Consider the following 21,847-nt stretch of genomic DNA (forward strand, 5'->3'; position numbering starts at 1 on the left):
CTGGTTTCACCTGAGGCCGGCGCTGGCTTCGCGTCGAAGCCGATGGAATACCGCGATCCAGTCGTTTGGGTCGCGCTCCCGCGTCAGTGCCAGCGCTTGCTCGAAACAGCGCAGGTTCCTGGCGTTGCCGGACAGGATGGCCAATTCGTCATCCATGCCGGAGAGGTCGAGTTGTGCGACGACTGCCTGCCTGCCCTGTTTGACGAGAAAAAGATGGCTGTCCTCCGCCATGGAGCGGATCAACTGGTACTCGGTTTCGGTGCATTTGAAACCATCCAGGTATTCGGCGCGATCGGCCCTGGGGTTGGGCAGATAGATCTCGGTTGCGCATTGCTGTACCAGCGATGCGGCGACCCTCGCGCCGAGCAGGCTGCTTGGCATTTGCGTGGAGAAGACGCCCAGCCCGTTCTTCTTGCGTATGGTCAGCTGCTGGTCGCCTGCGAACTCGGCGAAGGCCGGGTCGTCGATCCACTTCCAGGCTTCGTCCATGAGATAGACGAAGCGCCGTCCATCCATGGCCTCGTTCATCCGATGCAACAGGTACATCGAGATCGGCGTGCGCGTCTCGGCATTGTCCAGGAACGCGGTGCCGTCGATGCCGTAGTTGCCCGGCCGCGAAAAATCGAGGCAATCATTCGGATTGTCGAAGACCCACCACAGCATTCCCGTGCCACCGGCGCCGTCGTCGCGGCACCAGCGCCCCAGGCGTCTGACCAGTTCCCGCTGCTCGGACGTGGCCTGGGTGATGTTTTGCAGCAGCGTGGACATTCGCCGCAGCGACGCCGGCATGCGCAGCACCGTGCGCACAGCGGTGGCCAGCGTCGCGTGCTGCGCCGACGTCAGCGGCGAGTCATGAGCGCGCGCGAGCATCGCCAGAAGCGAGTCCAGGAACATGACATTGCGGTCGGTGCATGGCAGCTGCAAGGGGTTGAAGCCGGTCGGTTCGCCGTCGCGTATCCGCAAGTACTGGCCATCGAGGGCGCGGATGCAGATTTCCGCGCCCCGGTCCTTGTCGAAGAAAATCGTCGTCAGGCCATCGGCATCCGCGGATCGGAATTTCTGCAGCTGGCAAAGCAGGAAATTGAGCAGCACGGTCTTGCCGCTGCCGGACTGGCCGATGATGCGCGTGTTGCCCAGCATCATCTGGCCGCGGCAATCCTCGTCGAGCCCGGAGTGATGGAAATTGAAGTAGAACGGTTGGCCGGAAGGCGTGGACAGCAGGCTCAGGGCCGGGCCCCAGGGGTTGCCATCGCGCTTGCCGCCGTAGAAATTATGAAAGCTGCACAGTCCGGCGAAGTTTCTGCTGGTCAACATGGCCTTGCGCGGCCGGTATGCCCAGTTGGCAGGCAATTGCGCATAGAAGGCGGCATCCAGGGCCAACGTCACCGGCGTGGCGAGAAAGCCGCGCTCCTGGATGCGCGTCATGGCCGAACTGACATCGCGCCGCAGTTGCCGGGGGTCGGCGCCGAGGATCATCATCGAGAAGTGATACTCGCCGATCACGAAATCGCCATTGACCAGGGCGTCTTCGGCATGCGCGAGGTCGTCGATCTGCGAGTACGCGGCGTCCTGCACGTTGGCCAGCTGGGCGCGCTGCCGCTGCAGGTAGGCCAGCGCCTGTCGCTTGCCGACCGCGCTGAACGAATGCGTGATCACATATTCGTAATCCTCGTACAGCAAGGCATTCAGCATCCCTGGTTCGGTGTGCGTGCCGTATTCCTTGAAATCGATGAACTGCGCGTAGCGGCGGCAGGTCGGAGAACGCAACTCCATCATTTCGGCGCCGGCAAGGATCCGGCTCGAACCGAGATACGCGTCCAGCGGCCCGGCCGGCACACGTACCGGCTGCCAGTGGCCGGTGAGCAGGAATTCGAGCAGGGTCAGCGTCCGGGAGTATCGCCGGCCGGCGCTGTCCGTCTCGCAGCCCAGCACGGTGATGGCCTGCTCGTGGTCCTCGCCATGGCTGCGCAGCGTCGTTTCGATCAGGGATCCGATTTCGTCCATGCGTCGTACATGGGCCAGCAGTTGCCGGCGGACCTCGGCCTGGCCGTGATGCGCACGCTTGCCGAGCGCGGCGTGGCCAGGCCGATATACCAGGGTGAGGTAGAACTCGTTCGTCATTGCCTGCCGCGCGTTCAGCCGGGCGTTGTACGAGGCGTCGAGCGCGCGGCAGAACGGATTTTCGTACCGCGCATCCAACCCGGCCTGCGTCTTGCGCCGGATGCAATGGATCCAAAGCGCGACCTGCTCGCACGAGATGGCGCGCCACAGGCCGTTGAGCTGTTCATGGCGCTGCGAAACCAGCTCTGGCTCGGCGCTTTCGAAGGCGATCCCCTGTACGCGCCAGGTGCGGACCAGGTCCGCGCCATGGGTGATCAGCGTCGTGTCCGTCAGGTGGCTGCTGTAGGGGATGAACGCAGCGATGGCGCGCTCGTTGCGCGCAATGGCCGCAAATGCGGTCTGGCCGCCGCGCCGGTTCATGGCTTGCGCAGGCGCTGGCGGCGCTCGGCGTAACGCAGCGGCGCATAGACGGTACTTTGCCAGAACGCATGCGTGCGGTCCCGGCTCAGCCAACGCATGCGCAGGTAAAGCCAGATCAGGCGGAACTGCTGGTCATCGCGCCGGATCATGATCCGCATCGCCAGCAATGCCACGGGAAACAAGGCCAGAAAGGCGATGCTGAACCAGATGCCCAGCAGGGCAATGGTGCCGCTGCACACGGCCAGCGGCGTGGCGGGTACGCCCATCAGCATCGCGGGACGGGTGCAGCCCTTGAAAAGCGGATCACGCATGTTCGATACGTCCAGGATTCAGGTCAGCAGATAACGGGCGATTTCGGCCGATGCGCCGATCAGCAGTCCCGCCAGCACCACTCGCACCACGTCCAGCACATCGGCGTGCCGGAACAGCAGCTTGTAGCCGGCCCATATGATGGCGATGGTGACCGTGGCCACCGATGCGCCGCGCAGCACGGTGACGATCCCCGCCATGAAGCTGTTGACGCGTTGCAGGCCGCCGCTCGCCTGGGCGAAGTCGGGCAGCGTGGCCAGCAACAGGATGCAGGCTGCCATGAAGGCCAGGCGCGGCCGTGGCGTTCCCAAGTCTTTCAAGCGGTTCATTTGGAGTATTCGTGAAGTGGAAATGTCGGTGGGCGAACAGAGCGGAGGACGCGACTCAGCATATGGATGCCGCCGGGTTGCAGATGGAGATACCGGTGAGGGCATAGGTCTCGAACGTGGCGTCTTCATAGTCGTAATACTGTTCTTCCTTGCTGACGTGGACGCGTACGGCAAGACCGGACATATAGACCATGTACAGCAAGCGCCGCAGCACGTCGTACATGTCTCCGTACGAGCTTTGATACGGGCGGGTGCAGGCGCCGATGAGCGGTTTTCCATCCCTGGCGAAGACCGCGCACAGCCCGCTGTTGGTGCTGGCCAGCAGGCGCGTGGCCGTGACCTTGCTGTAGTAGTGATCTGTATCCGGCTGTCCGGTGTAGTAGATGGTCGTGATGCAGAAAGTTTCGTGATAAATGAACCCGCCGCCGGGCGGCGCGTCCTTGATGATGCCGCCGTACGACTGGCCCAGGTACGTACCGTCATACAGACCGTATATGGACCAGCCGGGCGTTATCTGTCGCAAATACGTCTGCAATTCGGCGCTGCCGCGCAGTTCCGCCGCGGTCAAGGCGCGGGTTCCGTTCGGGCAGCGCCCATAGGCGCCGCCCTGTTTGGTGAGCAGGGCCTTCGGCGGGATGACGATGCTTGGCGCAACGGCCCGGGCCGTGCGCATGCCCAGCAGGGCGAGCAGCAGGATGGGCAGAATGTGATGGAGCAGCTTCTTGTTGTTGATCAGCATGTTGCGGTGTTCCCGAAGTGGAACCAGGGCGGGAGATCATCTCAGGCGGATCGCACGGAAATGTCGAGACGTCGGGAGGGGTTCATTCGCAATATCCGTTGAGCGGGCAGATCTGCAGTTCGAGCAGATCGCCGGGAGTGCCCGGATACGGTGAGTCTTCCACCGTCAGCGCGATCCGGCTCTTGAGCGCATACGCGGATATGGCAAAGCCAAGCATGGTGTCGAACCACGTGCCGCGCGTGCGTTCCGCGTCGGACAGGCACGCCCGGACCAGGCTTCTGCCTGGCATGAAGGCGGTCAGGCAGAGCTCCTGATTCTTGTCCTTCAGTTTCAAGGTTAGCTCCTGGACCGTGAAGTTCTTGTACAGATGGGTCGGCGGGCCGGCGACGTCGGCCGGGCTGTATATGCCGAGCACGGACAACAGGATGGATGCGATGGTATGCATGGGGTTCGCCTTCAGGGGCAATCCTGCTTGCCGCTGCACTCGACCATCCGGATCAGTTCGAGCGCGGGCTTGCCTTCGAAAGTGAGTTGCTTGGGACCCAGGAACATGCGCAGCGGCCGTTGTTGCATGAAGACGGCGCGCAACATGACTTCCATGGGACTGCTGCCGGAGCGCTTGAGATCCTTGCCGAAGCAGAAAGGCACGTGCGCGTCCGGGCTGCTGGCCGCGGCGCCCAGCTTGGCGGCGATGCCGCAGACCAGCATGCGCGTCGGGTTGACTTCATACGGCTTCATGGCCACGCTGGTGACCACCATATTGGTCTTCACCAGCACATAAGGCACGTCGGCCTGGGCGGGGTGAAGATGCATCATCGTGCCGGATGCCAGCAACCACGCCAGGGCGCGCACGCGCGGCCGGCGGGCGCCGCCCTGTCCCGGGGCGGTGGTTCGAGTGAGGAAGCGTCTCAGCATAAGGATGATCCCGGATTGCAGATGGAGATGCCGGTAAGGGCGTAAGTCTCGAACGTTGCGTCTTCGTAGTCGTAATACTGTTCTTCCTTGCTGACATGGACGCGTACGGAGATGCCGGCCACGTAGATCAGGTAAAGCATTTTCCGCAGCCGGCTGTACATGCTCCAGTACTTGCCGTCATACGGGCTGGTGCAGGCGCCAATGACCGGTTGCCCGCTTCTGACGAAGACCGCGCATAGCCTGCTGTTGGTGCTGGAGAGCAGGCGAGTGGCGGTGACGTTGCTGTAGAAGTGATCCGTTGCGGGTTGACCCGTATTGCGCGTGGTCATGATGCAGAACGTCGTTTTCAGGTCGAATGCGCCGCCGGGTGTTCCGTCCTTGATCACGCCGCCATATTCGCCGCCGAGATAGGTGCCATCGTAGAGCGCAAATATTGACCAGCCGCGCGTCACATGACGCAGGTACTCCTGCAGATCGCCGCTGCCGCGCAATTCCGCCACGGTCAGGGCACGGGTCTTGTTCGCGCAGCGTCCATAGGGGCCGCCGTGCTGGGTAATCTGTTCCTGCGGCGGAATGACGATGCCTGGCGTGGAGGCCCGCGCCACGTGAGATCCGAGGAGGGCCAACGGCAGAACGGACAGGAGATGGCAGAGCGTCTTGCGGTCGATCGGCATGCTGTTCAATTACCGGAGTTGGGCGGGGCTGGGCCAGGTCTAGAACGAATACGCGATGCTTTCGTAGTACACGAGAACCATCGCCTCGCCGGCGCGCTCGGACCAGGCTGCCATGGCCTCGGGGCTTTCGGCCTGCCGCGCCATGCAAGCGCCCGTCACCGGCGCCATGCGCACCAATGTGCCGACGATCGACGCTACGGACCTTCGCGATGTGTAGGGGTTGGGATTGGCGCGAGTCTGCTGGCTGACGTAGCGAGCGTTGGGATACTCCGTGGTCGTGGTCTCGCCGGTGATGCCGTTGTGATAGACCCGCGTTACCCGGCGGATGTTTTCGGGCGGAATGCGCCGGTGTGCCAGATATTCGCTCTGGTAGGTGGCCAGCGCGCCGGCGAGGATACGGCCGGCATTGTCGCCATAAGTGTCGACGTATTCGAAGTACGAGCTGGCGGCGCCGTAGAAATTGTTGTCGGCGCGGACTTCGTAGATGTAGCCGATGAAGTGGCCGGTGCCCCTGCCGGCGCGTTCGGCCTCGACCGCTTCCTGCATGCGATGTTCGAGATAGACCTCGGTATAGCGCCGGCTGCTGCTGGTGGAGACGAAAGCGCTGTTGCTGCTGCCGACCTGGCAGGAACGTCCGGTCAGATGTTCGAGCACATTGTCGTTGTTTCCCCACGCCGTGAATCCGTTCTGGAAAACGTCCTCCGGCGGGCGGGAGTCATAGCGGTATACGGTGGCGGGAGGATCGTCGGCCCATGCCGGCGAAGTCACGGGCGCCGTGACGGCAAGAATCGCCAGCCACGTCAGCCAGCCTGTTCTTGCGGTTTGGCGAATTGCCCGAGTGCAACGCATCCCGTCTTCCCCTCTGCGTTTCGGTGGCGCCTATTTTGCGGATCACACCATGGCAGGGGGGTCGGCACAGTCTGGACGGTGACCGGTACCATCGTGCGACTTTGCGCCGAAGGAGCGTTCGCGCCGTGTTGGATTGCAGTAGCGGGATGTGCGGAAGAATCGAGGGCTTTGTGCGACGCATCCGCGCGCATACGCGTTGGCGGTTGCCAACACGTATGCGGGATGGTGCCGGCCGGACAGGGATGGCGCGTTGGAGGGCTGCGCTGCTACTTCAGCTTGGCGCCGGTTTCGCGCACGACGCCGGCCCAGCGCTGGATCTCGTCTGCGATGAAGCCGCGGGTCTGATCCGGCGTGGCGATGACCGGCGTGGCGCCTTGGGCGGCAAAGGCCTCGACGACCGCCTTGGACTGCAGCGCCTCGTTGATGTGGCGGTTGAGCAGGACGATTATCTTGGGGTCGGTTCCCTTGGGGGCCATGACGGCGAACCAGGGCGAGGCGACGAATTCGGGATATCCCAGCTCCGCCATGGTGGGTACGGCCGGGAAATGCGTCGAGCGATCCGACGACAGGATGGCCAGCGCGCGCAGGCTGCCGGAGCGGATATGTTCCAGCACCGCGGGCATGTTCTCGATGTCGGCCGCCACGACGCCTCCCAGCAGGTCCACCACCGCGGGGCCCGATCCCTTGTAGGGAATCATGTTGATGGCGGCGCCGGTACGCAATTGGAACAGTTCGGTCAGCAGGTGCGCCTGCGATCCCAGCGCGTTGAGCGCGAACGCGACCTCGCCCGGCCTGGCCTTGCATTGGGCGATGAGCGCGTCCAGGCTGTCCAGCTTGAGCTTGGGGTTGGTGACCAGCACCAGGGGCACGTCGCCCACCATCGACACCGGCACGAGGTCCTCGAGCACCTTGTACGGGATGCTGGGCATCAGGCTCAGGCCCACCGCCAGCGGCGCCGACGACGACAGCAACAGGGTGTACCCGTCGGCGGCCGACTTCGCCGTGGCGTCGGTGCCGATCACGCCGCCGGCGCCGGCACGGTTCTGCACCACGACGGGTTGGCCCAGCGAATCCTGCAGCGTGCGGGCCAGCACGCGCGCCATCACGTCGGTGCTGCCGCCGGGCGGGAACGGCACGATCATCTGGATTGGCCGGGCGGGATAGGTGTCGGCCGAGACAGGCGCCGCGATGCCCGCCGTGGCGATGAAAATGCCGATCACGGCGAGCAGCCTGGTCATGTTCATGGAAGTCTCCTCGGGTCGTCGCCTGCGCGAACTTTTATATGGCCATGAGCCTTGTGGTCCGGTGCCGGTCCGCGCCGCATTGTGCGCCGTCGACCGCCTGCATCCGGTCGAAATCAGTATCTGGCATTGACCGTGCGTCCGCAACGGCGGGCAGCGGATAGGCGTCTATCTTTCTCATACTGAAATCTTGGCGCCGGCAAGGATTTGGTATGCGAACGCTAGCCGGGCGCTGTCTTGACACCGTCCGGCGGCAATCGTGAACATGGCTGCTCACTGCCAGGAGCCATGCATGGGAACGCCCGTTCGCTATATCGACAAGACCCGCGATTACTACCTGTCCCAGGGATACGAAAAACCATATCAGTGGGCGCAGTACGACGACGTGCCGTTCACCCCGCTGGGCAAGCCGCTGTCCGAATGCCGTGTCACGCTGATTTCGACCAGCGAGATCTCCATCGTCGGAGACACGCACCCCGAGGACGAAACCCGCATGGGCATCGTCGGGGGCACGTACACCATCCCGTCCAGCCTGCCGGCCAGCCAGCTCTACAGCCCGTCGCGCAGTTTCGACCAGGCCGCCACCACCCTGGAGGACGTGGACGCCTTCTTCCCCACCACGCACCTGCATGCGGCCGCGCAGGCCGGGCGCATCGGCGGGGTGACGCAACGGTTCCATGGCGTGTTCAACGCCTACAGCCAGCGCCGCACGCGCGAGCGCGACGCGCCGCTCGTGCTGGAGCGCTGCAAGGAGGATGGCGCGGACGTGGCCATCCTGGTGCCGGTCTGCCCGGTCTGCCACCAGACCATCAGCCTGGTCAGTCGCCATCTCGAGGCCAACGGCATTCCGACCGTCATCCTGGCCGCGGCGCGCGATATCGTCGAGCATGTCGGCGTCGCGCGTGTCGTGCATACCGATTTCCCGCTGGGCAATCCGTGCGGCGAGCCCGGCAACGCCGCGCAGCAGCGCGAGATCCTCGAATACGGCTTCCAGCTGCTCGAACGCGCTTTCCTGCCGCGTACCACCGTGCAATCGCCCATGCGCTGGTCGGCCGGCGAGGCCTGGAAGGACCTGGTCTTCACGCCCGAGCAGCCGTGGAAGAGCGGTGAAACGGAACAGGACTGGCTGCGCAAGAAAGAGCTCTACAAGAAACTCAAACAGGAAGGCAAGGTATGAACATGGCCCACGACATCGTTGTCTACGCCACGCCGTTTTGCGCGCCATGCGAACGGCTCAAGAAATTTCTGCAGGAAAAGCAGGTGCCGTTCAGGTCGGTCGACCTGATGATGGATGAAGAGGCCGCCGAGAAGCTGGAGGACCTTGGCATCCGGTCCTCGCCGGTGCTGGAGGTGGACGGCCGCTATTATCACGGCGGCCAGTTGCAGCCCGACACCTTGGCCGCGCTGCTGGGCCTGCCATGAAAGGGCCGCTCGATGGCGTGAGAATCGTCGACCTGACGACGGTGCTGATGGGGCCGTTCGCGACCCAGATGCTCGGCGACATGGGCGCCGACGTCATCAAGATCGAGGCGCCGCACGGCGACGTGTCGCGCCAGATATGGCCCTATCGCCATCCCGGCATGGGCCATATGTTCATGAACGTCAACCGCAACAAGCGCTCGGTGGTGCTCGACCTCAAGCACGCCGAGGCGCGCAAGGCCCTGTTCGCGCTGCTGGCCGGGGCCGACGCGCTGATCTACAACATCCGGCCGCGCGCCATGGCGCGCATCGGGCTGTCGTACGACGAGGTGGCGCGGCACAACCCCCGCCTGCTTTACGTGGGCGCGTTCGGCTACAGCCAGCGCGGGCCCTATGCCGCCAAGCCCGCCTACGAAGACTTGATCCAGGGCGCGGTGGGCCTGCCGCATCTGTTCCAGCGCCAGGGCTCGCAGTGGCCCCACTACGCGCCGATCAATCTGGCCGACCGCACCGTGGGCCTGCAGATCGTCAATGCCGTGTGCGCGGGCCTGTTCTGCCGCGAGCGCACCGGCCAGGGGCAGCGCATCGATGTGCCGATGTTCGAGGCCATGCTCGCGCTGGTCATGGGCGAGCACCTGGGCGGCGCCGGTTTCGAGCCGCCGGTCGACGGGCTGGGGTACAACCGCATCCTCACGGCGGATCGCCGGCCGTTCGCGACCCGAGACGGCCACATCTGCGTGCTCATCTACAACGACAAGCAATGGCAGGGGTTCTGCCGGCTGATCGGACGGCCGGAACTGGCCGCCGATCCGCGCTACGCGACCGCCGCGAGCCGCAGCCAGCAATATTCCGAGATCAACGGCCTGCTCGCGTCGGAGTTCGCGCAGCGCGATACGCAGGATTGGATAGCGGCGTTCGAGGCGGCCGATATTCCGGTGCAGAAGATGAACGATCTGCAGGACATCCTGGACGATCCGCATCTGAACGCCATTGATTATTTCCAGGAACACCCGCATCCCACCGAAGGCACGATACGCACGACCGCGCCGCCGGTCGAATGGTCGGGCACGCCCGGCGGGTATCGCCGCCACGCGCCGCGGCTGGGCGAGCACACGCTCGAGGTATTGCGCGAAGCCGGCATCGGCCAGGGCGATATCGATGCGCTGCTTGCCAGTGGCGCCGCGCGGTGCGCCGTGTCCGGCTGAGCGCCGGCCCGGGTGCCTGTCCCCGCACGGACAGGCACCGGTTTTCCTGCGGGGACAGGCGCCGTCCGGACTTCAGTCGAAACTCATGTTGCGCTGGCGCGTGAACGCCAGCCATTTCTCGTAGTCGCCGCGCTCGAAATCGCGTAGCGCCTGCGGGCTGCTTGCCACCACTTCGACACTGAGCTTGCGCAGTTTCTGCTCGACCTCCGGATCCCGCAGCACGGCCACGAAGGCCTGGTTCAGCCGCTTGATCTCGGCGGCCGGCGTTGCCGCCGGCACGTAGATGCCGACCCAGGAATAGGCCTCGAAGCCCGGGAACCCCGATTCCTGCAGCGTGGGTACGTCCGGCAATTCGGGCAGGCGCTTGGCGCCTGTCACGGCCAGCGGCTTGATACGCCCTTCCTGGATGAAGTTGCGCAGGGCGCCATAGGAAAAGAAGCCGTAGGCCACCTCTCCGCTGCGGATCGCGGTGGTGGCCGGGCCGCCGCCGGCGTACGGGACGTGGACGATATCGACCCCTGCGGTGGCGTTCAGCAACTCGGCGTGCAGGCGGTTCGAGCTGCCCACGCCGATCGAGGCGAAGTTGTACTTGCCGGGGTTGCGCCTGGCCAGTTCCAGCAGGCCTTGCAGGTTGTCGACCGGCAGGCCGCCCCACGCGCCCATGATGAGCGGCATGCGCACCATCAGGGTCACCGGGGCAAAGTCGCGGAAGATGTCGTATGGCAGGTCCTTCATCGCGATCGAATTGATCGTGTGCGAGTCCCACGACAGGAACAGCGTATGGCCATCCGGCTCGGACTTGGCCACGTAGCTGGTTGCCACGACACCGCCGGCGCCGGGGCGATTGCTGATGACCACGGTCTGGCCCAGCGCCTCCGACAGGCGCGGCTGGATCAGGCGCGCGATGAGGTCGGTGACGCCGCCCGGGGCGAACGGGATCACAAGCTGGACGGCGCGGCCCTGGGGATTCGCGGGCGCGGCCGTGGAGGCGGTGCACGACAGGCCCAGCGCGGCGGCCAGCCCCAGGTGCGCGGTCGTTGCATAGATCTTCTGGAGGATCCTGGACATGCTTTTCTCCCTTGTGTTGGAATCAGGTTCCGTCGCGCGGCGATCCCTTGAGGACGCGCCGCAGGCGCAGTGCTTCGTAGGTGTCGCCGTCCATGCCCAGGTCCCGCAGGATTGCCTGGGTGTCGGCGCCGTGCGCGGGCGCAGGCGCGCACGGCATGGCCGGAATCGCGGAAAACGCCACGGGCAGGCCGACGACCTCGATCTCGCCAAGGTCGGGATGCGCCATGGGTCGCAGCGCGGCCAGCTGCGCCGCCTGCGGATCGGCCAGCGCCTGGGCGACCGAGTTGACGGGGGCCGCCGGCACGCCGGCCTGCCGACAGCGCTCCAGGGCGTCTTCCAGCGGCAACGAGGCGAAGCAACCGTCGAGCAGTTTCAACAGCTCGCGCCGGTGCGCGACGCGATCGATGTTGCGCAGGAAGCGCGGATCGTCGGCCAGGTCCGGCTGTCCGATGGCGGTGGCCAGCCGACGCCACAGGCGGTCGTTGCCGGCGGCCACGAAAATCCAGCGATGGTCGTGGCACAGAAAGCACTGGTAAGGGACCAGCGAAGGATGGGCCGAGCCCATGGGGGCGGGCTTCTGGCCGCACAGCAGGTAGTTCTGCGCCTGGAAGTTGAGCAAGCCCACGGCGGAGTCGAACAGCGAGGCGTCCAGCCGCTGGCCGACGCCGCTGGTCTGCCGCATCAGGATGGCATTGCTCACCGCGAAGCCGGCCAGGGTGCCGGTGAAGATGTCCAGGGCGGAGACGCCGCACCTGACCGGCGGGCGGCCGGGTTCGCCGGTGATCGACATGACGCCGCTGAACGCCTGCATCAACGCCTCGTAGCCCGCCTCGTCGGCGCGCGGACCTTGCCGGCCGAAGGCCGCGATCGAGCAATAGACGAGGCGCGGGTTGCGCGCCGCCAGGGTGTCGTAGCCCAGGCCCAGCCGCTCCATGGCGCCGGTGCCGAAGTTCTCGATCAGCACGTCCGCCGTGTCGATGAGGGCGGCGACGATGTCGCGGCCTTCCGGCGCCTTCAGGTCGACCGCGATCGAGCGCTTGTTGCGGTTGTTGGCCACGTATACCGGAGAATGCCCTTCGCGCTGGGGCGCCCAGTGCCGCGATTCGTCGCCGCCCTCGACGTCCTCGACCTTGATCACGTCGGCGCCCATGTCGCCCAGCAGCGCGCCGCACACGGGGCCGGCCAGCACCCGGGACAGGTCGATGACGCGGATTCCCGCCAGCGGCAGCCTGGCGCCGTTCATGCCAGGCCGCCGCGCAGGGCGCCATGCGCGGACACGACGCCCGTGGCCGCGGGAAACGTCCTGGAGGTGCCCTTGGACAGGCTGTACATGCGGCGATCGTGGCAATGCTCCACGCTCATGCCATACAGGTGCAGGCTGCCGTGCGGGCCGTCTTCGCCGAGCGCGATCGAATGGATGTCTTCCGGCATCAGGGCCACGGCCGTGCCTGCGACGATGTCGAGCTCGCCGCTGACTTCGAGGCGCGCCTGGTCCGGATCCGAGCCGTCGTCGAGGCGCCGGTACAGCTTGTTGTGTTCGCGGCCATACATGCCCGCTATGACCGCCCAGGTGCGATGATCGTGCGGCGGCGCGAAACCGCCCGCGGCCGGGGCGACGACATAAAGGGCATAGCGATGGTCCGGATCCTCGGCCAGGCAATACATGCTGGAGTTGCCGCCTTCGATCGGCGGAAACTCCTCGATGGGAAACAGGTCGCGCTCGGCCGCCAGGGCCAGCAGTTCGTCGCGGATGCGCGCCAGGCCCGCGCGCGTGATTGCCGGTTCGGCGATCTTGCGCACGCGCGCCAGCATGGCGCGGATCCTGCCGTTGCGCGCCGCCAGCAAGGCGTCGCGCGCGGTGCGGGTGCCGGGTTGCGTGGTCATGGGGCCTCCTGGTCTTGTTCCATGTCGGCTGCCGGCGGCCGGGGCACCCGGTACGCCGTGTACAGCGGGAGCGTGGGAATCGCTTGCCGCGTCAGGGCCTGTTCCCACTCGAGGTAATCGCGCATGGCCTGCAGGCCGGCGTCATACGGTTGCACGACGACGTCGGCGGCTTGCGCGACGCCGCCGCCAGGCCCGCTCGCCAGCGGCAAGCCTTGCGCCTGCCAGGCTGTTACGCCACCGGCCAGCACGGCCGCGTCGAAGCCGGCCAGCCGGGCATTCAGCGCGGCGGACCTGGCCAGCGACTCGTCGTGCGCCATGAGCACGACGGCGCGCTCGTCCTGCCGTTTGGCGCGGGCGGCGAGCCACGCTTCCAGGCCGCCGAACGGCACCCATTCGGCCGCGTCGGGGCGGCCGGCGAGAAAGCGGGCCTGCGTATCGACGTAGACGCGCTGCATGCGCGCGCCCGCTTCGTGCACGTCGTGCGCCGGGCACGGCCGTGCCGCCATCGCGTCGGCATGGTCGGCAGGCCGTGGCCGGCCGCGCCCGTGGCCCAGGGCGTATCCGGCGGCGTTCCAGGCCGGCAGCCCGCCCGCCAGGACGGCCACGCGGGGCAGGCCCATGGCGCGCAGCCAGTATCCGGCCAGCGCGGCGCGCGCTTCGTCGTCATCGACCAGCACGACCTGGGCTGCCCGTACCGGCAGGAATTCATCGGTGCGTTGCACGGCCAGGCCTCCGGGCAGCGCGATCGCGCCGGGCAGGTGCCCGGCCCGGTATTCGGCGACCTGGCGTATGTCCAGCACGTAGAGATTGGTGCGCCCCGCGTCGCGCTCGTCGAGCCAGCGCGCCAGCATCGCGGCCTCGACGCTGGCGACCCCGGCCGCGCGCGCCAGGGCCTGCGTGCGGCGAGCGCCGTCGCGCCGGCTTGCGGCGCTTGCCGCCAGGCTGCCGGAACCCGGACCGCGCTCCAGGGCCAGGCCGGCCAGGCGCCAGCCCATGGTGCCATTCTCCAGCGCATAGGCGTCCTGCACGCCCAGCAGGCGCAGGCTCTCGCAGGCGATGATGCTGCGGGTGCGTCCCGAGCAGTGCACCACTACCGGCTGGCCCGCGCGGCGCAGGTCGTCGGCGTGCCAGGCCAGGTCGCTGCCGAATGCGCCGGCCGCGCCCGGAATGCGTGCGCGGCCGTATTCCTCGGGAGAGCGGATATCGCAGATCCGATGCGCGCTGCCGGTTTCGCGCCAGGCCTGCAGGGCCGCGATCGGCAGGGCCGGCGTGGCCGCATGCGCATGGACCGTTTCGCCGAACCATTTGCTTGGCACATTGCTGCCGCGGCATGGCGCTTCGCCTTGGGCCAACCATGTCCGCAGGCCGCCATCGAGCACGCGCACGCCGGTGTAGCCAAAGCGGGCCAGCGTCTGCGCGGCCAGCCGCGCGCGCGGGTCGGGCCCGCCCTCGTCGTACAGCACGATGGGCGTGGACCTGCGCGGCACCAGGCTGGCGATGCGCGCCGCCAGCATGCGGCGCGGCAGGAAGGTTGCGCCGAAGATGTGGCCTTGGTGCGCCTGCGCGCTTTCGCGCACATCGAACAAGGCGTATTCGTCGGAGGTTGCGCGCAAGTCCCGCAGCTCGGAAACAGTGGACAGTTCCATGCAGGCAGTATCTGTGATCGAACCGGCGATCACAACGCGATTGCCATGCCGCGCGCCTAAGGTTCACATACTGAAAGCTAGTGGCGCGTGTGGCGCGGACTCAATCTTCCAGCGCGCGCCGGATGGCGTCGACCATGTCGAGCAGGCGCGGTCCCACCACGTCGATGAGATGCAGGCTCAGCTCCTCGGCCTGCCTGTTCTTCACGCGCACGGCGCAGTTGAACACCAGCAGCTCCTGGCTTTCCGGCACACGCATGGGCGCCGCGACCGCCCAGGTGCCGCGGTCGTAGTCGCCGCGTGACAGGCAGAAGCCGTATGCGGCGTAATCGGCGCGGCTGTGTTCGAGTTCTTCGGCCTGTTCTGCCATCAGCTCGGGATGGTAGATGCGCAATTGGTTCATCAGCCGTTCGCGCTCGGAGGGCTGCGAGGCGGCCAGATAGGCGCGGCCCATGGCGGATACGAGCATCGGGAAAGTTTGTCCGATATCCGGTTTGACGTCCAAGGCATTGCGGGCCCTGGCCGTCTCCAGGTACACCATGCTCAACCGCTCGCGCGCGCCCAGCGACACCCAGCCGTGGGCGTACTCGGCCAGCTCGCGCATCGGTACCCGCGCAACCTGGCGCACATTGACGTTGGCCAGCAAGGGGTGGGCTAGCGAAAGCACGGCATTGCCCAATTCGTACTTGCCGTACTTGCCCAGATGGCGGTGATGCTTGAGGTACCCCATGAGCGTCAGGGTATAGGTCAGGCGCGATACGGTCGGGCTGGGAATCCCTGTCCGGGCGGAGATTTCCTTGTTGGTCAGAAACGGTTGCCGGACGTCGAAACAGGCCAGCACCAGCAAGCCTCGTTGCAGCGTCGTCGCGAACTGCCGGTCCGTGGTTTCCATTGCGTCGATGAGCTGGTCCATGTCATCCGGCCTCCTTCGCTACCGACGACCTGTCGGCCCTGGGCCAAGCATAGCCGTCCCCTCATCCGGCCGGCGCTTGTTGCGCTGCGATCGTTCGCTATGCGAAATCTTCGCCCCGGCGGCGCCGTTGCGCAGGGCGCTCCGAGTGTACTTGAGCCGCGCCTGCGCGGGCGCTCGGCCCGGGTTTTCCCGCCTCGCGGCCGGCGTGCATTTCGCCATGCAAGCGCTAGGCGCGCGCCGGCCTGCGCGGCCGTTTCGCGTACCTATAATCGCCGGCGTTGAACACACCGCCGGAGGCTGGTTCGTGAATCCACCCAAGCATGCCAAAGTCCTGATCCTGGGTTCCGGCCCGGCGGGATATACCGCCGCCATCTATGCCGCCCGCGCCAATCTCGCGCCGCTCGTGGTCACCGGCCTGGCGCAAGGCGGACAGTTGATGACCACCACCGACGTCGACAACTGGCCGGCCGATCCCGACGGCGTCCAGGGCCCGGACTTGATGCAGCGCTTCCTGCGGCACGCGCAGCGCTTCGATGCCGGCGTCGTGTCGGATGCCATACATACGGTCAGGCTGGACCGGCGCCCGTTCGCGCTGACGGGCGACCAGGGCGCCTATACCTGCGACGCCCTGGTCATTGCCACCGGCGCCTCTGCGAAGTATCTGGGCCTGCCTTCCGAGCGCGCGTTCATGGGCAAGGGCGTGTCGGGCTGCGCCACCTGCGACGGCTTTTTCTATCGCAATCGGGATGTATTGGTCGTCGGCGGCGGCAATACCGCCGTCGAGGAAGCGCTGTATCTCTCGAACATCTGCCGCACCGTGACCGTGGTGCACCGCCGCGACCGGTTCCGGGCAGAGCCCATCCTCGTCGATCGCCTCCAGGCCAGGGCGGCGCTGGGCAAGGTGAAGTTCGAGTACTTTCACGAACTCGACGAGGTGCTGGGCGATGCGTCCGGCGTGACGGGCGCGCGCCTGCGCGACAACCGCGACGGGACCGCCAGGGACGTCGCGGCCAAGGGCGTTTTCATCGCCATCGGCCACGCGCCCGACACCGGCCTGTTCGAGGGCCAGCTGGCGCTGCGCAACGGCTATATCGTCACGCGCGGCGGCTTGTCCGGCCTGGCGACGATGACCTCGATACCGGGCGTGTTCGCGGCGGGCGATGTCCAGGACCAGATCTATCGCCAGGCTGTCACCAGCGCCGGCACGGGCTGCATGGCGGCGCTGGATGCGCAGCGCTGGCTGGAAGGGGCCGCCTAGCTGCGTCAGCGCGCCGGACCAGCGGCCAGCGTCCTGAGCAGGCCCAGCGCGGCCGTGGCCAGGCGGTCGGCCGGACGCGCCAGCGGCGTGGCGAGCACCAGCGAGTTGCGGATGGGCTGCGGGCCGATCGGCGCGATCTGGATGTCGCTGCGGCAGGCATAGGCCGCCACGGCGCCTTCCGGCAGCACGGTGTAGCCCATGCCTTGCACGACCAGCGGGATCAGGGTCTGCGCGGCGCCGACCTCGACGACGGGGTGCAGCGCCAGGCCGTGCGGGCGCAGCACCGCGTCCAGCAGCACCCGCAGGGCATTGGGTTCGGCGGGCATGATCAACGGCAGCTCGGCCAGCGTGCTCAGGTCCACGTAGGCGGGCAGCGGCGGCGCGTCGACCGGCCCGACCAGCAACAGGGTTTCCTGGCGCAGCGTTTCGCAGGCCAGCTGCGGCGACGCCTGTGGATCGAACAGCAGGGCGGCGTCGAGCCGCCCGTCGAGCAGCCACTCGCGCAGGTGGATGCTCAGGCCTTCCTGGATCGAGAGCGACGCGCGCGGGAACTGCTCGCGAAAGGCTCGCACCAGCGGCACGGTCAGCCAACGCGCGATGCGCGGCGGCAGGCCCAGGGTCACCCGCCCGGTCGGGCTGGCCTGCAGGTCGCGCAGTTCATCGCGCGTGCGCCGCGCCAGGTCGAGCAGCGCACGCGCGTTGGGCATGAGCGCCAGCCCGGCCGCGGTGGGTATGACCCCGCGCCCGGTCCGCTCCAGCAGGCGTTGCGCCAGGTCCTCTTCCAGCAGGCCGACCTGCCGGCTCAGGGTCGGCTGGGTCAGGCCCAGCTTGGCCGCCGCGCGGCTGAAACTGCCGGCTTCGCAGACGTGCACGAAATAGTTCAGTTGCTGGAGATCCATGGCGCGCTGGGGGAGAAATATACGAAACAAGCATAGCTGATATAGAGCTTCATGCTCTTATCGTTTAGCGTCGGGCTGGGCAGAATACGTCCATCACAGCACGATTTGCCACCCAGCCATGAGCGCCCATCCCGTCCCGCATGCACCCGCCGCGCCTGTTTGCCTGGCGCCGCGGCCCGCCGTCCCGCCGACGGCGGTAACGGTTCTGCCGGGCGCCTGGGATTGCCACGCGCACGTGCTGGGGCCGGCCGACCTGTATCCCATGCAGGCCGAGCGCAGTTACACACCGCCGGACAGCTCGGCCGCGCAGTACGCGGCGCTTCTGGATACGCTGGGGCTGCGCCGCGGCGTCCTGGTGCAGCCCAGCGTCTACGGCACCGATAACCGCCTCCTGGCGCAGGCCGTGGCCCGGCCCGAGTGGCGCGGCATCGCGGTCCTGGATCCGGCGGCGGATACGCGCCAGGTGGCCGCGCTGCATGCCGCCGGCGTGCGCGGCTTTCGCCTCAACCTGCTGTTTCCTGGCGGCCCCGGGCTGGATGCGCTGGAGCGCAGCGCCGCCTTGGTCGCGCCTTTCGGCTGGCACGCACAGTTGCTGGTCGACGTGCGCATCCTGCCCGGGATCGAGCATCGGCTCGCCCGCCTGCCCGTGCCGGTGGTGTTCGACCACCTGGGACATTTCCCGTACGAGCTGGGCACAGACTGGCCCGGGTTTCACGCGCTGTTGCGGCGCGTGGCCGCGGGCAGGACGTACGTCAAGCTGTCGGGTTCGTACCGGCTGTCGGCGCGGGCGTCGCACATCGCCGACGTCGCGCCCATCGCCCAGGCGCTGGTGCGCGAGGCGCCGCAGCGCCTGGTGTGGGGCAGCGACTGGCCGCATGTCGGCCGATTCCAGGACATGCCGGCCACCCACGCGCTGCTCGACGCCCTGGCGCTGTGGTGCCCGGACCCGGCCGCCCGGCGCGCGATCCTGGTCGATACCCCTACCCAACTCTATTCCTGAACCTACGGAGATCCGTCAATGCGCAGTCGATCCGCACGCTTCTACAGCGACGGCCTGAAACTCGCGGGCACCCTGTTCGTGCCCGATGACTACGAACCCGGGCAGAAGCGGCCAGCCGTGCTGATCTGCCACGGCCGCTTCGCGATCAAGGAATGGGTGCCGTCGCGCTGGACGCCCCATTTCCTCGCCGCGGGCTACGTCTGCATGGTGTTCGACTATCGCAACCTGGGCGAGAGCGAAGGCACGCCGGGGCGCATCATTCCCGATGAGGAGGTGCGCGACGCGCGGCACGCCTTGACCTATCTGCAGTGCCAGCCCGAGGTCGATCCCGCGCGTATCGGCGCGCTGGGCTGGGGGCTGGGCGGCGGCGTGGCCGTCAGCGCGGCGGCGCACGACGCCCGCATCAAGGCGGTGGTCTGCGCCAGCGGCGTGGCCAATGGAGGGCGCTACGGCCGGGTCGGCATGAGCGACGCAGCCTGGGCCGCGCGCCAGGAGCAGATCGCCGCCGACCGGCGCGAGCGCGTGTTGACGGGCCGGTCCGCGCGGCTGCCGCGCACCGAGATCCTCGGCCGCCCCGATGCGCAGCGCGCCGAGCGGCACGAGCGCCAGAACTGGATAGACAGCCTGGTTGCGGCGGTCGGCCCCGAGCGCGCCGCCGACCCGGCCAAGCTGGGCATCCCGGACGAGATCACGCTGGAGTCCATGGAAGCGCTGTACGATTTCGCGCCCGACGCCGTCGTGGACCGCATCGCGCCACGCCCGCTGCTTATCGTGCACGCCCGCGACGACCATGAATTTCCGTTCGAGCATGCGGCCGACATGTACGAGCGCGCCGCGCAACCGAAGCAGCTCATCGCCGTCGAGGATGCCGGCCATCTCGACTGGATCGACCCGGCTCATCCGAGCCAGCAGGTGTACGTGCCGCAAGTCGTCGCCTGGATGCAGGCGCAATTGCCGATCGACGCCTGAGCCGCCATTCCGATCAAACCAGGCAAGGGGAAACACATGAAAAAACTGGGCAGGCTGTTATTGCTTTCGGCCACGGCCGCGCTGCTGGCCGCGCCAGCCGCGCGGGGCCAGGCCGTCGACTATCCGCAACGGCCGATCACGCTGATCGTGCCCTTCGAAGTGGGCGGACCGACCGACATCCTCGGGCGCATCGTCGCCGAGACGCTGAGCGCGAAGATCGGCCAGACCGTCATCGTGGAGAACAAGGGCGGGGCCGGCGGCGCGATCGGCTCCGAAGCGATCGCCAAGGCCGCGCCCGACGGCTACACCATCGGGTTGGCGACCATCTCGACCCACGTGGTCAATCCGTCGTGCAACAAGCATCTCCGGTACGATCCGCTGCGCAGCTTCACGCCGGTTGCGTTGCTGGGCAGCATGCCGAACATCCTGGTGGTGCGGCAAGGCTTCGGCACCCCCGACTTCGCCGCATTCCGCGAACGGCTCAAGAAAGATTCCGAGCAGTACAACCTGGGCACCGCCGGGCCCTGCTCGTTCGGCCACGTCATGCTCGAACACCTCAACCAGGAACTGGGCAGCCGGATCGCGCACGTGCCGTACCGCGGCTCGGGGCCGGCCGCCTCCGACCTGCTGGGCGGTTCGCTGGACATGATGATGGACATCTATCCCCTGCTGGGCCCGCATATCGCCGCCGGCAAGCTGACGGCGCTGGCGGTGGCGTGGCCGAGCCGGCTGTCGCGGCTGCCCGACACGCCGACGTTCGACGAGCTGGGCCTGCCCGACCTGAGCACGACATCCTGGTATGGCCTGGTGGCCCCGGCCGGACTGCCCGCCGACCGCCTGGCGGTGCTGTCGCGGAAAATCGGCGAAAGCCTGCAGGATCCGGGGCTGCGGCGCCGTTTCGAGGAAGCGTACATCCACGCGGCGCCGCAGGAATCGCCGCAGGCATTCAAGGATTTTCTCGCCGCGCAGTTCAGCAAGGAATCCGCCTTCATCCAGTCGCGCAACATGGGCGCGAACTGACAGCGGCGCAAGGCGATATGATGGTGCCGTCTTCGCTTTCGTAGAGGTGGCACCCATGATGCGATTGATGCGCGCGCCCGACCTCATGCTGGGGCAGCATTGGGTCAACCTGTTGCGGCAGGCGGGCATTGCCTGCCGCCTGACCGGCCTGTACCTGCAAGGGGGGGCGGGAGAGATCCCGGTGGACCAGTGCGGCCCGGACCTGTGGCTGGAAGACGAGCGCGACAGGGAAGTCGCGATGCGCCTCATCGAGGGGCCGGCCGAGGCGGGCATGCGCGCGTCCTGGCATTGCGACGGCTGCGGCGAATGGCTGGAGCCGCAATTCACGACTTGCTGGCAGTGCGGCGCGATGCGTCCGGCGCAGGCGTAAAGCCCGCGATTCTGGGCGTTTCCGCAGGGATGCTGGCCGGATGGCCGGTGGTGGTGCCGGTGAAAGGAATCGAACCCTCGACCTTCTCATTACAAGTGAGCTGCTCTACCAACTGAGCTACACCGGCATGGACGCAAGCGGCGCATGGCCGCTTGCGAGGGACTGCATTGTAGTGAAACTTCGCGCCGCAGTCTTTCGGACAGGCTACTTGACGATGGTCAGATGCGGCCGCTTGGGTTCGTCGCCGTCGCCATCGTCGCCAGCCGGCGAGGCGGCGGCATCGCCGGCCTCGGCCGACTCGGGCGGCGGGGGGGCGGCGTCCGCGTGCTCGGGCGCTTCGTAGGCTTGCACCTCGAAGCCCATGCCGGCGCCGGTTTCGCGCGCGTAGATGGCGCTGACGGCGCCCACCGGCACGTAGACGTTCTCGGTGACGCCGCTGAAGCGGGCCTGGAATTCGATGAATTCGTTGCCCAGCGACAGCTTGTTGGTGGCCAGCGTGCCGACGTTCAGGGTGATCTGTCCATCGCGCACATGGGCGACGGGCACCATGGTGTGCTCGTCGACCTGCACGGTGATGTACGGCGTGTAGCCGTTGTCCGTGCACCACTCGTGCAGTGCGCGGATCAGGTACGGTTTGGTCGAAGTTTCGCCCATGGACTTCC

The 21,847-nt window shown here is 67.1% G+C and carries 25 protein-coding genes and 1 tRNA gene; 9 read left to right on the top strand and 17 right to left on the bottom strand.

Annotated features, from left to right (window positions below):
- Nucleotides 1–6: 6 nt before the first annotated feature.
- From ptlC to EL288_RS00515, 9 genes are all read right to left on the bottom strand, one after another.
- A complete protein-coding gene (ptlC, locus tag EL288_RS00475; protein WP_003815859.1) occupies nt 7–2,481 on the bottom strand; it encodes a type IV secretion system protein PtlC in 2,475 nt (824 codons plus the stop codon).
- Nucleotides 2,478–2,792 carry a type IV secretion system protein PtlB gene (ptlB, locus tag EL288_RS00480; protein ID WP_003815858.1) on the bottom strand — a complete coding sequence of 105 codons (315 nt, stop codon included), beginning with the start codon at nt 2,790–2,792 and terminating at the stop codon, nt 2,478–2,480. The genes ptlC and ptlB overlap by 4 nt, the downstream gene beginning before the upstream one ends.
- A gap of 18 nt (nt 2,793–2,810) precedes the next feature.
- A complete protein-coding gene (gene ptlA, locus EL288_RS00485; protein WP_003815857.1) occupies nt 2,811–3,119 on the bottom strand; it encodes a type IV secretion system protein PtlA in 309 nt (102 codons plus the stop codon).
- A 55-nt stretch (nt 3,120–3,174) separates the two neighbouring features.
- Complete coding sequence (gene ptxC, locus EL288_RS00490; protein WP_003815856.1) at nt 3,175–3,858, bottom strand: pertussis toxin binding subunit S3; 684 nt, start codon at nt 3,856–3,858, stop codon at nt 3,175–3,177.
- Nucleotides 3,859–3,940: 82 nt separating this feature from the next.
- The gene (gene ptxE / locus EL288_RS00495; protein ID WP_010927235.1) at nt 3,941–4,303 is read right to left on the bottom strand and encodes a pertussis toxin binding subunit S5; all 363 of its coding nucleotides are present in this window, start codon (nt 4,301–4,303) and stop codon (nt 3,941–3,943) included.
- 11 nt (nt 4,304–4,314) lie between these two features.
- The gene (ptxD, locus tag EL288_RS00500; RefSeq protein ID WP_010927234.1) at nt 4,315–4,773 is read right to left on the bottom strand and encodes a pertussis toxin binding subunit S4; all 459 of its coding nucleotides are present in this window, start codon (nt 4,771–4,773) and stop codon (nt 4,315–4,317) included.
- Nucleotides 4,767–5,447, bottom strand: coding sequence for a pertussis toxin binding subunit S2 (gene ptxB, locus EL288_RS00505; RefSeq protein ID WP_010927233.1), 681 nt, complete (start codon nt 5,445–5,447; stop codon nt 4,767–4,769). The genes ptxD and ptxB overlap by 7 nt, the downstream gene beginning before the upstream one ends.
- A 39-nt stretch (nt 5,448–5,486) precedes the next feature.
- Nucleotides 5,487–6,296: a pertussis toxin ADP-ribosyltransferase subunit S1 gene (gene ptxA / locus EL288_RS00510; protein ID WP_003815848.1), complete on the bottom strand. Its 810-nt coding sequence runs from the start codon at nt 6,294–6,296 to the stop codon at nt 5,487–5,489.
- Nucleotides 6,297–6,562: 266 nt separating this feature from the next.
- Entirely contained in the window at nt 6,563–7,540 is a 978-nt protein-coding gene (locus tag EL288_RS00515; protein WP_003815845.1) for a Bug family tripartite tricarboxylate transporter substrate binding protein, read from the bottom strand.
- Between EL288_RS00515 and EL288_RS24325 the strand changes: the two genes are divergently transcribed.
- From EL288_RS24325 to EL288_RS00530, 4 genes are all read left to right on the top strand, one after another.
- Complete coding sequence (locus tag EL288_RS24325) at nt 7,533–7,670, top strand: hypothetical protein (protein ID WP_157965007.1); 138 nt, start codon at nt 7,533–7,535, stop codon at nt 7,668–7,670. The two genes, EL288_RS00515 and EL288_RS24325, sit on opposite strands and share 8 nt — an antisense overlap.
- A 126-nt stretch (nt 7,671–7,796) precedes the next feature.
- Nucleotides 7,797–8,714: a reductase gene (locus EL288_RS00520; RefSeq protein ID WP_010927231.1), complete on the top strand. Its 918-nt coding sequence runs from the start codon at nt 7,797–7,799 to the stop codon at nt 8,712–8,714.
- Nucleotides 8,711–8,959 carry a glutaredoxin family protein gene (locus EL288_RS00525; protein WP_003815842.1) on the top strand — a complete coding sequence of 83 codons (249 nt, stop codon included), beginning with the start codon at nt 8,711–8,713 and terminating at the stop codon, nt 8,957–8,959. Before EL288_RS00520 ends, EL288_RS00525 begins: the two co-directional genes overlap by 4 nt.
- Nucleotides 8,956–10,161, top strand: coding sequence for a CaiB/BaiF CoA transferase family protein (locus EL288_RS00530; RefSeq protein WP_003815840.1), 1,206 nt, complete (start codon nt 8,956–8,958; stop codon nt 10,159–10,161). Before EL288_RS00525 ends, EL288_RS00530 begins: the two co-directional genes overlap by 4 nt.
- A 72-nt stretch (nt 10,162–10,233) precedes the next feature.
- Here EL288_RS00530 and EL288_RS00535 read toward each other — a convergent pair whose 3' ends face one another.
- The 5 genes from EL288_RS00535 to EL288_RS00555 all read right to left on the bottom strand — a co-directional run bounded on the left by EL288_RS00535 (nt 10,234) and on the right by EL288_RS00555 (nt 15,669).
- A complete protein-coding gene (locus EL288_RS00535; protein WP_003815838.1) occupies nt 10,234–11,229 on the bottom strand; it encodes a tripartite tricarboxylate transporter substrate binding protein in 996 nt (331 codons plus the stop codon).
- Between the two features lie 22 nt (nt 11,230–11,251).
- On the bottom strand, nt 11,252–12,472 hold the full coding sequence (locus tag EL288_RS00540) for a CaiB/BaiF CoA transferase family protein (protein ID WP_003815837.1): 1,221 nt from the start codon (nt 12,470–12,472) through the stop codon (nt 11,252–11,254).
- Nucleotides 12,469–13,113: a cysteine dioxygenase family protein gene (locus tag EL288_RS00545; protein WP_003815835.1), complete on the bottom strand. Its 645-nt coding sequence runs from the start codon at nt 13,111–13,113 to the stop codon at nt 12,469–12,471. The genes EL288_RS00540 and EL288_RS00545 overlap by 4 nt, the downstream gene beginning before the upstream one ends.
- A complete protein-coding gene (locus tag EL288_RS00550) occupies nt 13,110–14,759 on the bottom strand; it encodes a rhodanese-like domain-containing protein (protein WP_225665480.1) in 1,650 nt (549 codons plus the stop codon). The genes EL288_RS00545 and EL288_RS00550 overlap by 4 nt, the downstream gene beginning before the upstream one ends.
- A 100-nt stretch (nt 14,760–14,859) precedes the next feature.
- Nucleotides 14,860–15,669 carry an IclR family transcriptional regulator gene (locus EL288_RS00555; protein ID WP_003815832.1) on the bottom strand — a complete coding sequence of 270 codons (810 nt, stop codon included), beginning with the start codon at nt 15,667–15,669 and terminating at the stop codon, nt 14,860–14,862.
- A gap of 217 nt (nt 15,670–15,886) precedes the next feature.
- Between EL288_RS00555 and trxB the strand changes: the two genes are divergently transcribed.
- The gene (gene trxB, locus EL288_RS00560; protein ID WP_003815831.1) at nt 15,887–16,927 is read left to right on the top strand and encodes a thioredoxin-disulfide reductase; all 1,041 of its coding nucleotides are present in this window, start codon (nt 15,887–15,889) and stop codon (nt 16,925–16,927) included.
- Nucleotides 16,928–16,932: 5 nt separating this feature from the next.
- Here trxB and EL288_RS00565 read toward each other — a convergent pair whose 3' ends face one another.
- On the bottom strand, nt 16,933–17,856 hold the full coding sequence (locus tag EL288_RS00565) for a LysR family transcriptional regulator (protein ID WP_033458640.1): 924 nt from the start codon (nt 17,854–17,856) through the stop codon (nt 16,933–16,935).
- Between the two features lie 88 nt (nt 17,857–17,944).
- On the opposite strand from EL288_RS00565, the gene EL288_RS00570 reads away from it, so the two are divergent.
- From EL288_RS00570 to EL288_RS00585, 4 genes are read left to right on the top strand one after another with little or no spacing between them, the layout of a single operon-like run.
- Nucleotides 17,945–18,826, top strand: a complete 882-nt coding sequence (locus EL288_RS00570) for an amidohydrolase family protein (RefSeq protein ID WP_033458638.1) — start codon at nt 17,945–17,947, stop codon at nt 18,824–18,826.
- An 18-nt stretch (nt 18,827–18,844) separates the two neighbouring features.
- Entirely contained in the window at nt 18,845–19,795 is a 951-nt protein-coding gene (locus EL288_RS00575; protein WP_003815825.1) for an alpha/beta hydrolase, read from the top strand.
- Nucleotides 19,796–19,831: 36 nt separating this feature from the next.
- The gene (locus EL288_RS00580; RefSeq protein ID WP_003818138.1) at nt 19,832–20,815 is read left to right on the top strand and encodes a tripartite tricarboxylate transporter substrate binding protein BugE; all 984 of its coding nucleotides are present in this window, start codon (nt 19,832–19,834) and stop codon (nt 20,813–20,815) included.
- 55 nt (nt 20,816–20,870) lie between these two features.
- On the top strand, nt 20,871–21,185 hold the full coding sequence (locus tag EL288_RS00585; RefSeq protein ID WP_080703576.1) for a putative signal transducing protein: 315 nt from the start codon (nt 20,871–20,873) through the stop codon (nt 21,183–21,185).
- Between the two features lie 51 nt (nt 21,186–21,236).
- On the opposite strand, the gene EL288_RS00590 is transcribed toward EL288_RS00585, so the two are convergent.
- Together EL288_RS00590 and EL288_RS00595 are read right to left on the bottom strand one after the other, a co-directional pair.
- A tRNA-Thr gene (locus EL288_RS00590) sits at nt 21,237–21,312 on the bottom strand.
- Nucleotides 21,313–21,389: 77 nt separating this feature from the next.
- Nucleotides 21,390–21,839: a ClpXP protease specificity-enhancing factor gene (locus tag EL288_RS00595; protein WP_003815821.1), complete on the bottom strand. Its 450-nt coding sequence runs from the start codon at nt 21,837–21,839 to the stop codon at nt 21,390–21,392.
- Between the last annotated feature and the right edge of the window lie 8 nt (nt 21,840–21,847).

The organism is Bordetella bronchiseptica (genome assembly GCF_900636925.1).
In the GTDB taxonomy this organism is placed as follows: Bacteria; Pseudomonadota; Gammaproteobacteria; order Burkholderiales; family Burkholderiaceae_B; genus Bordetella; species Bordetella pertussis.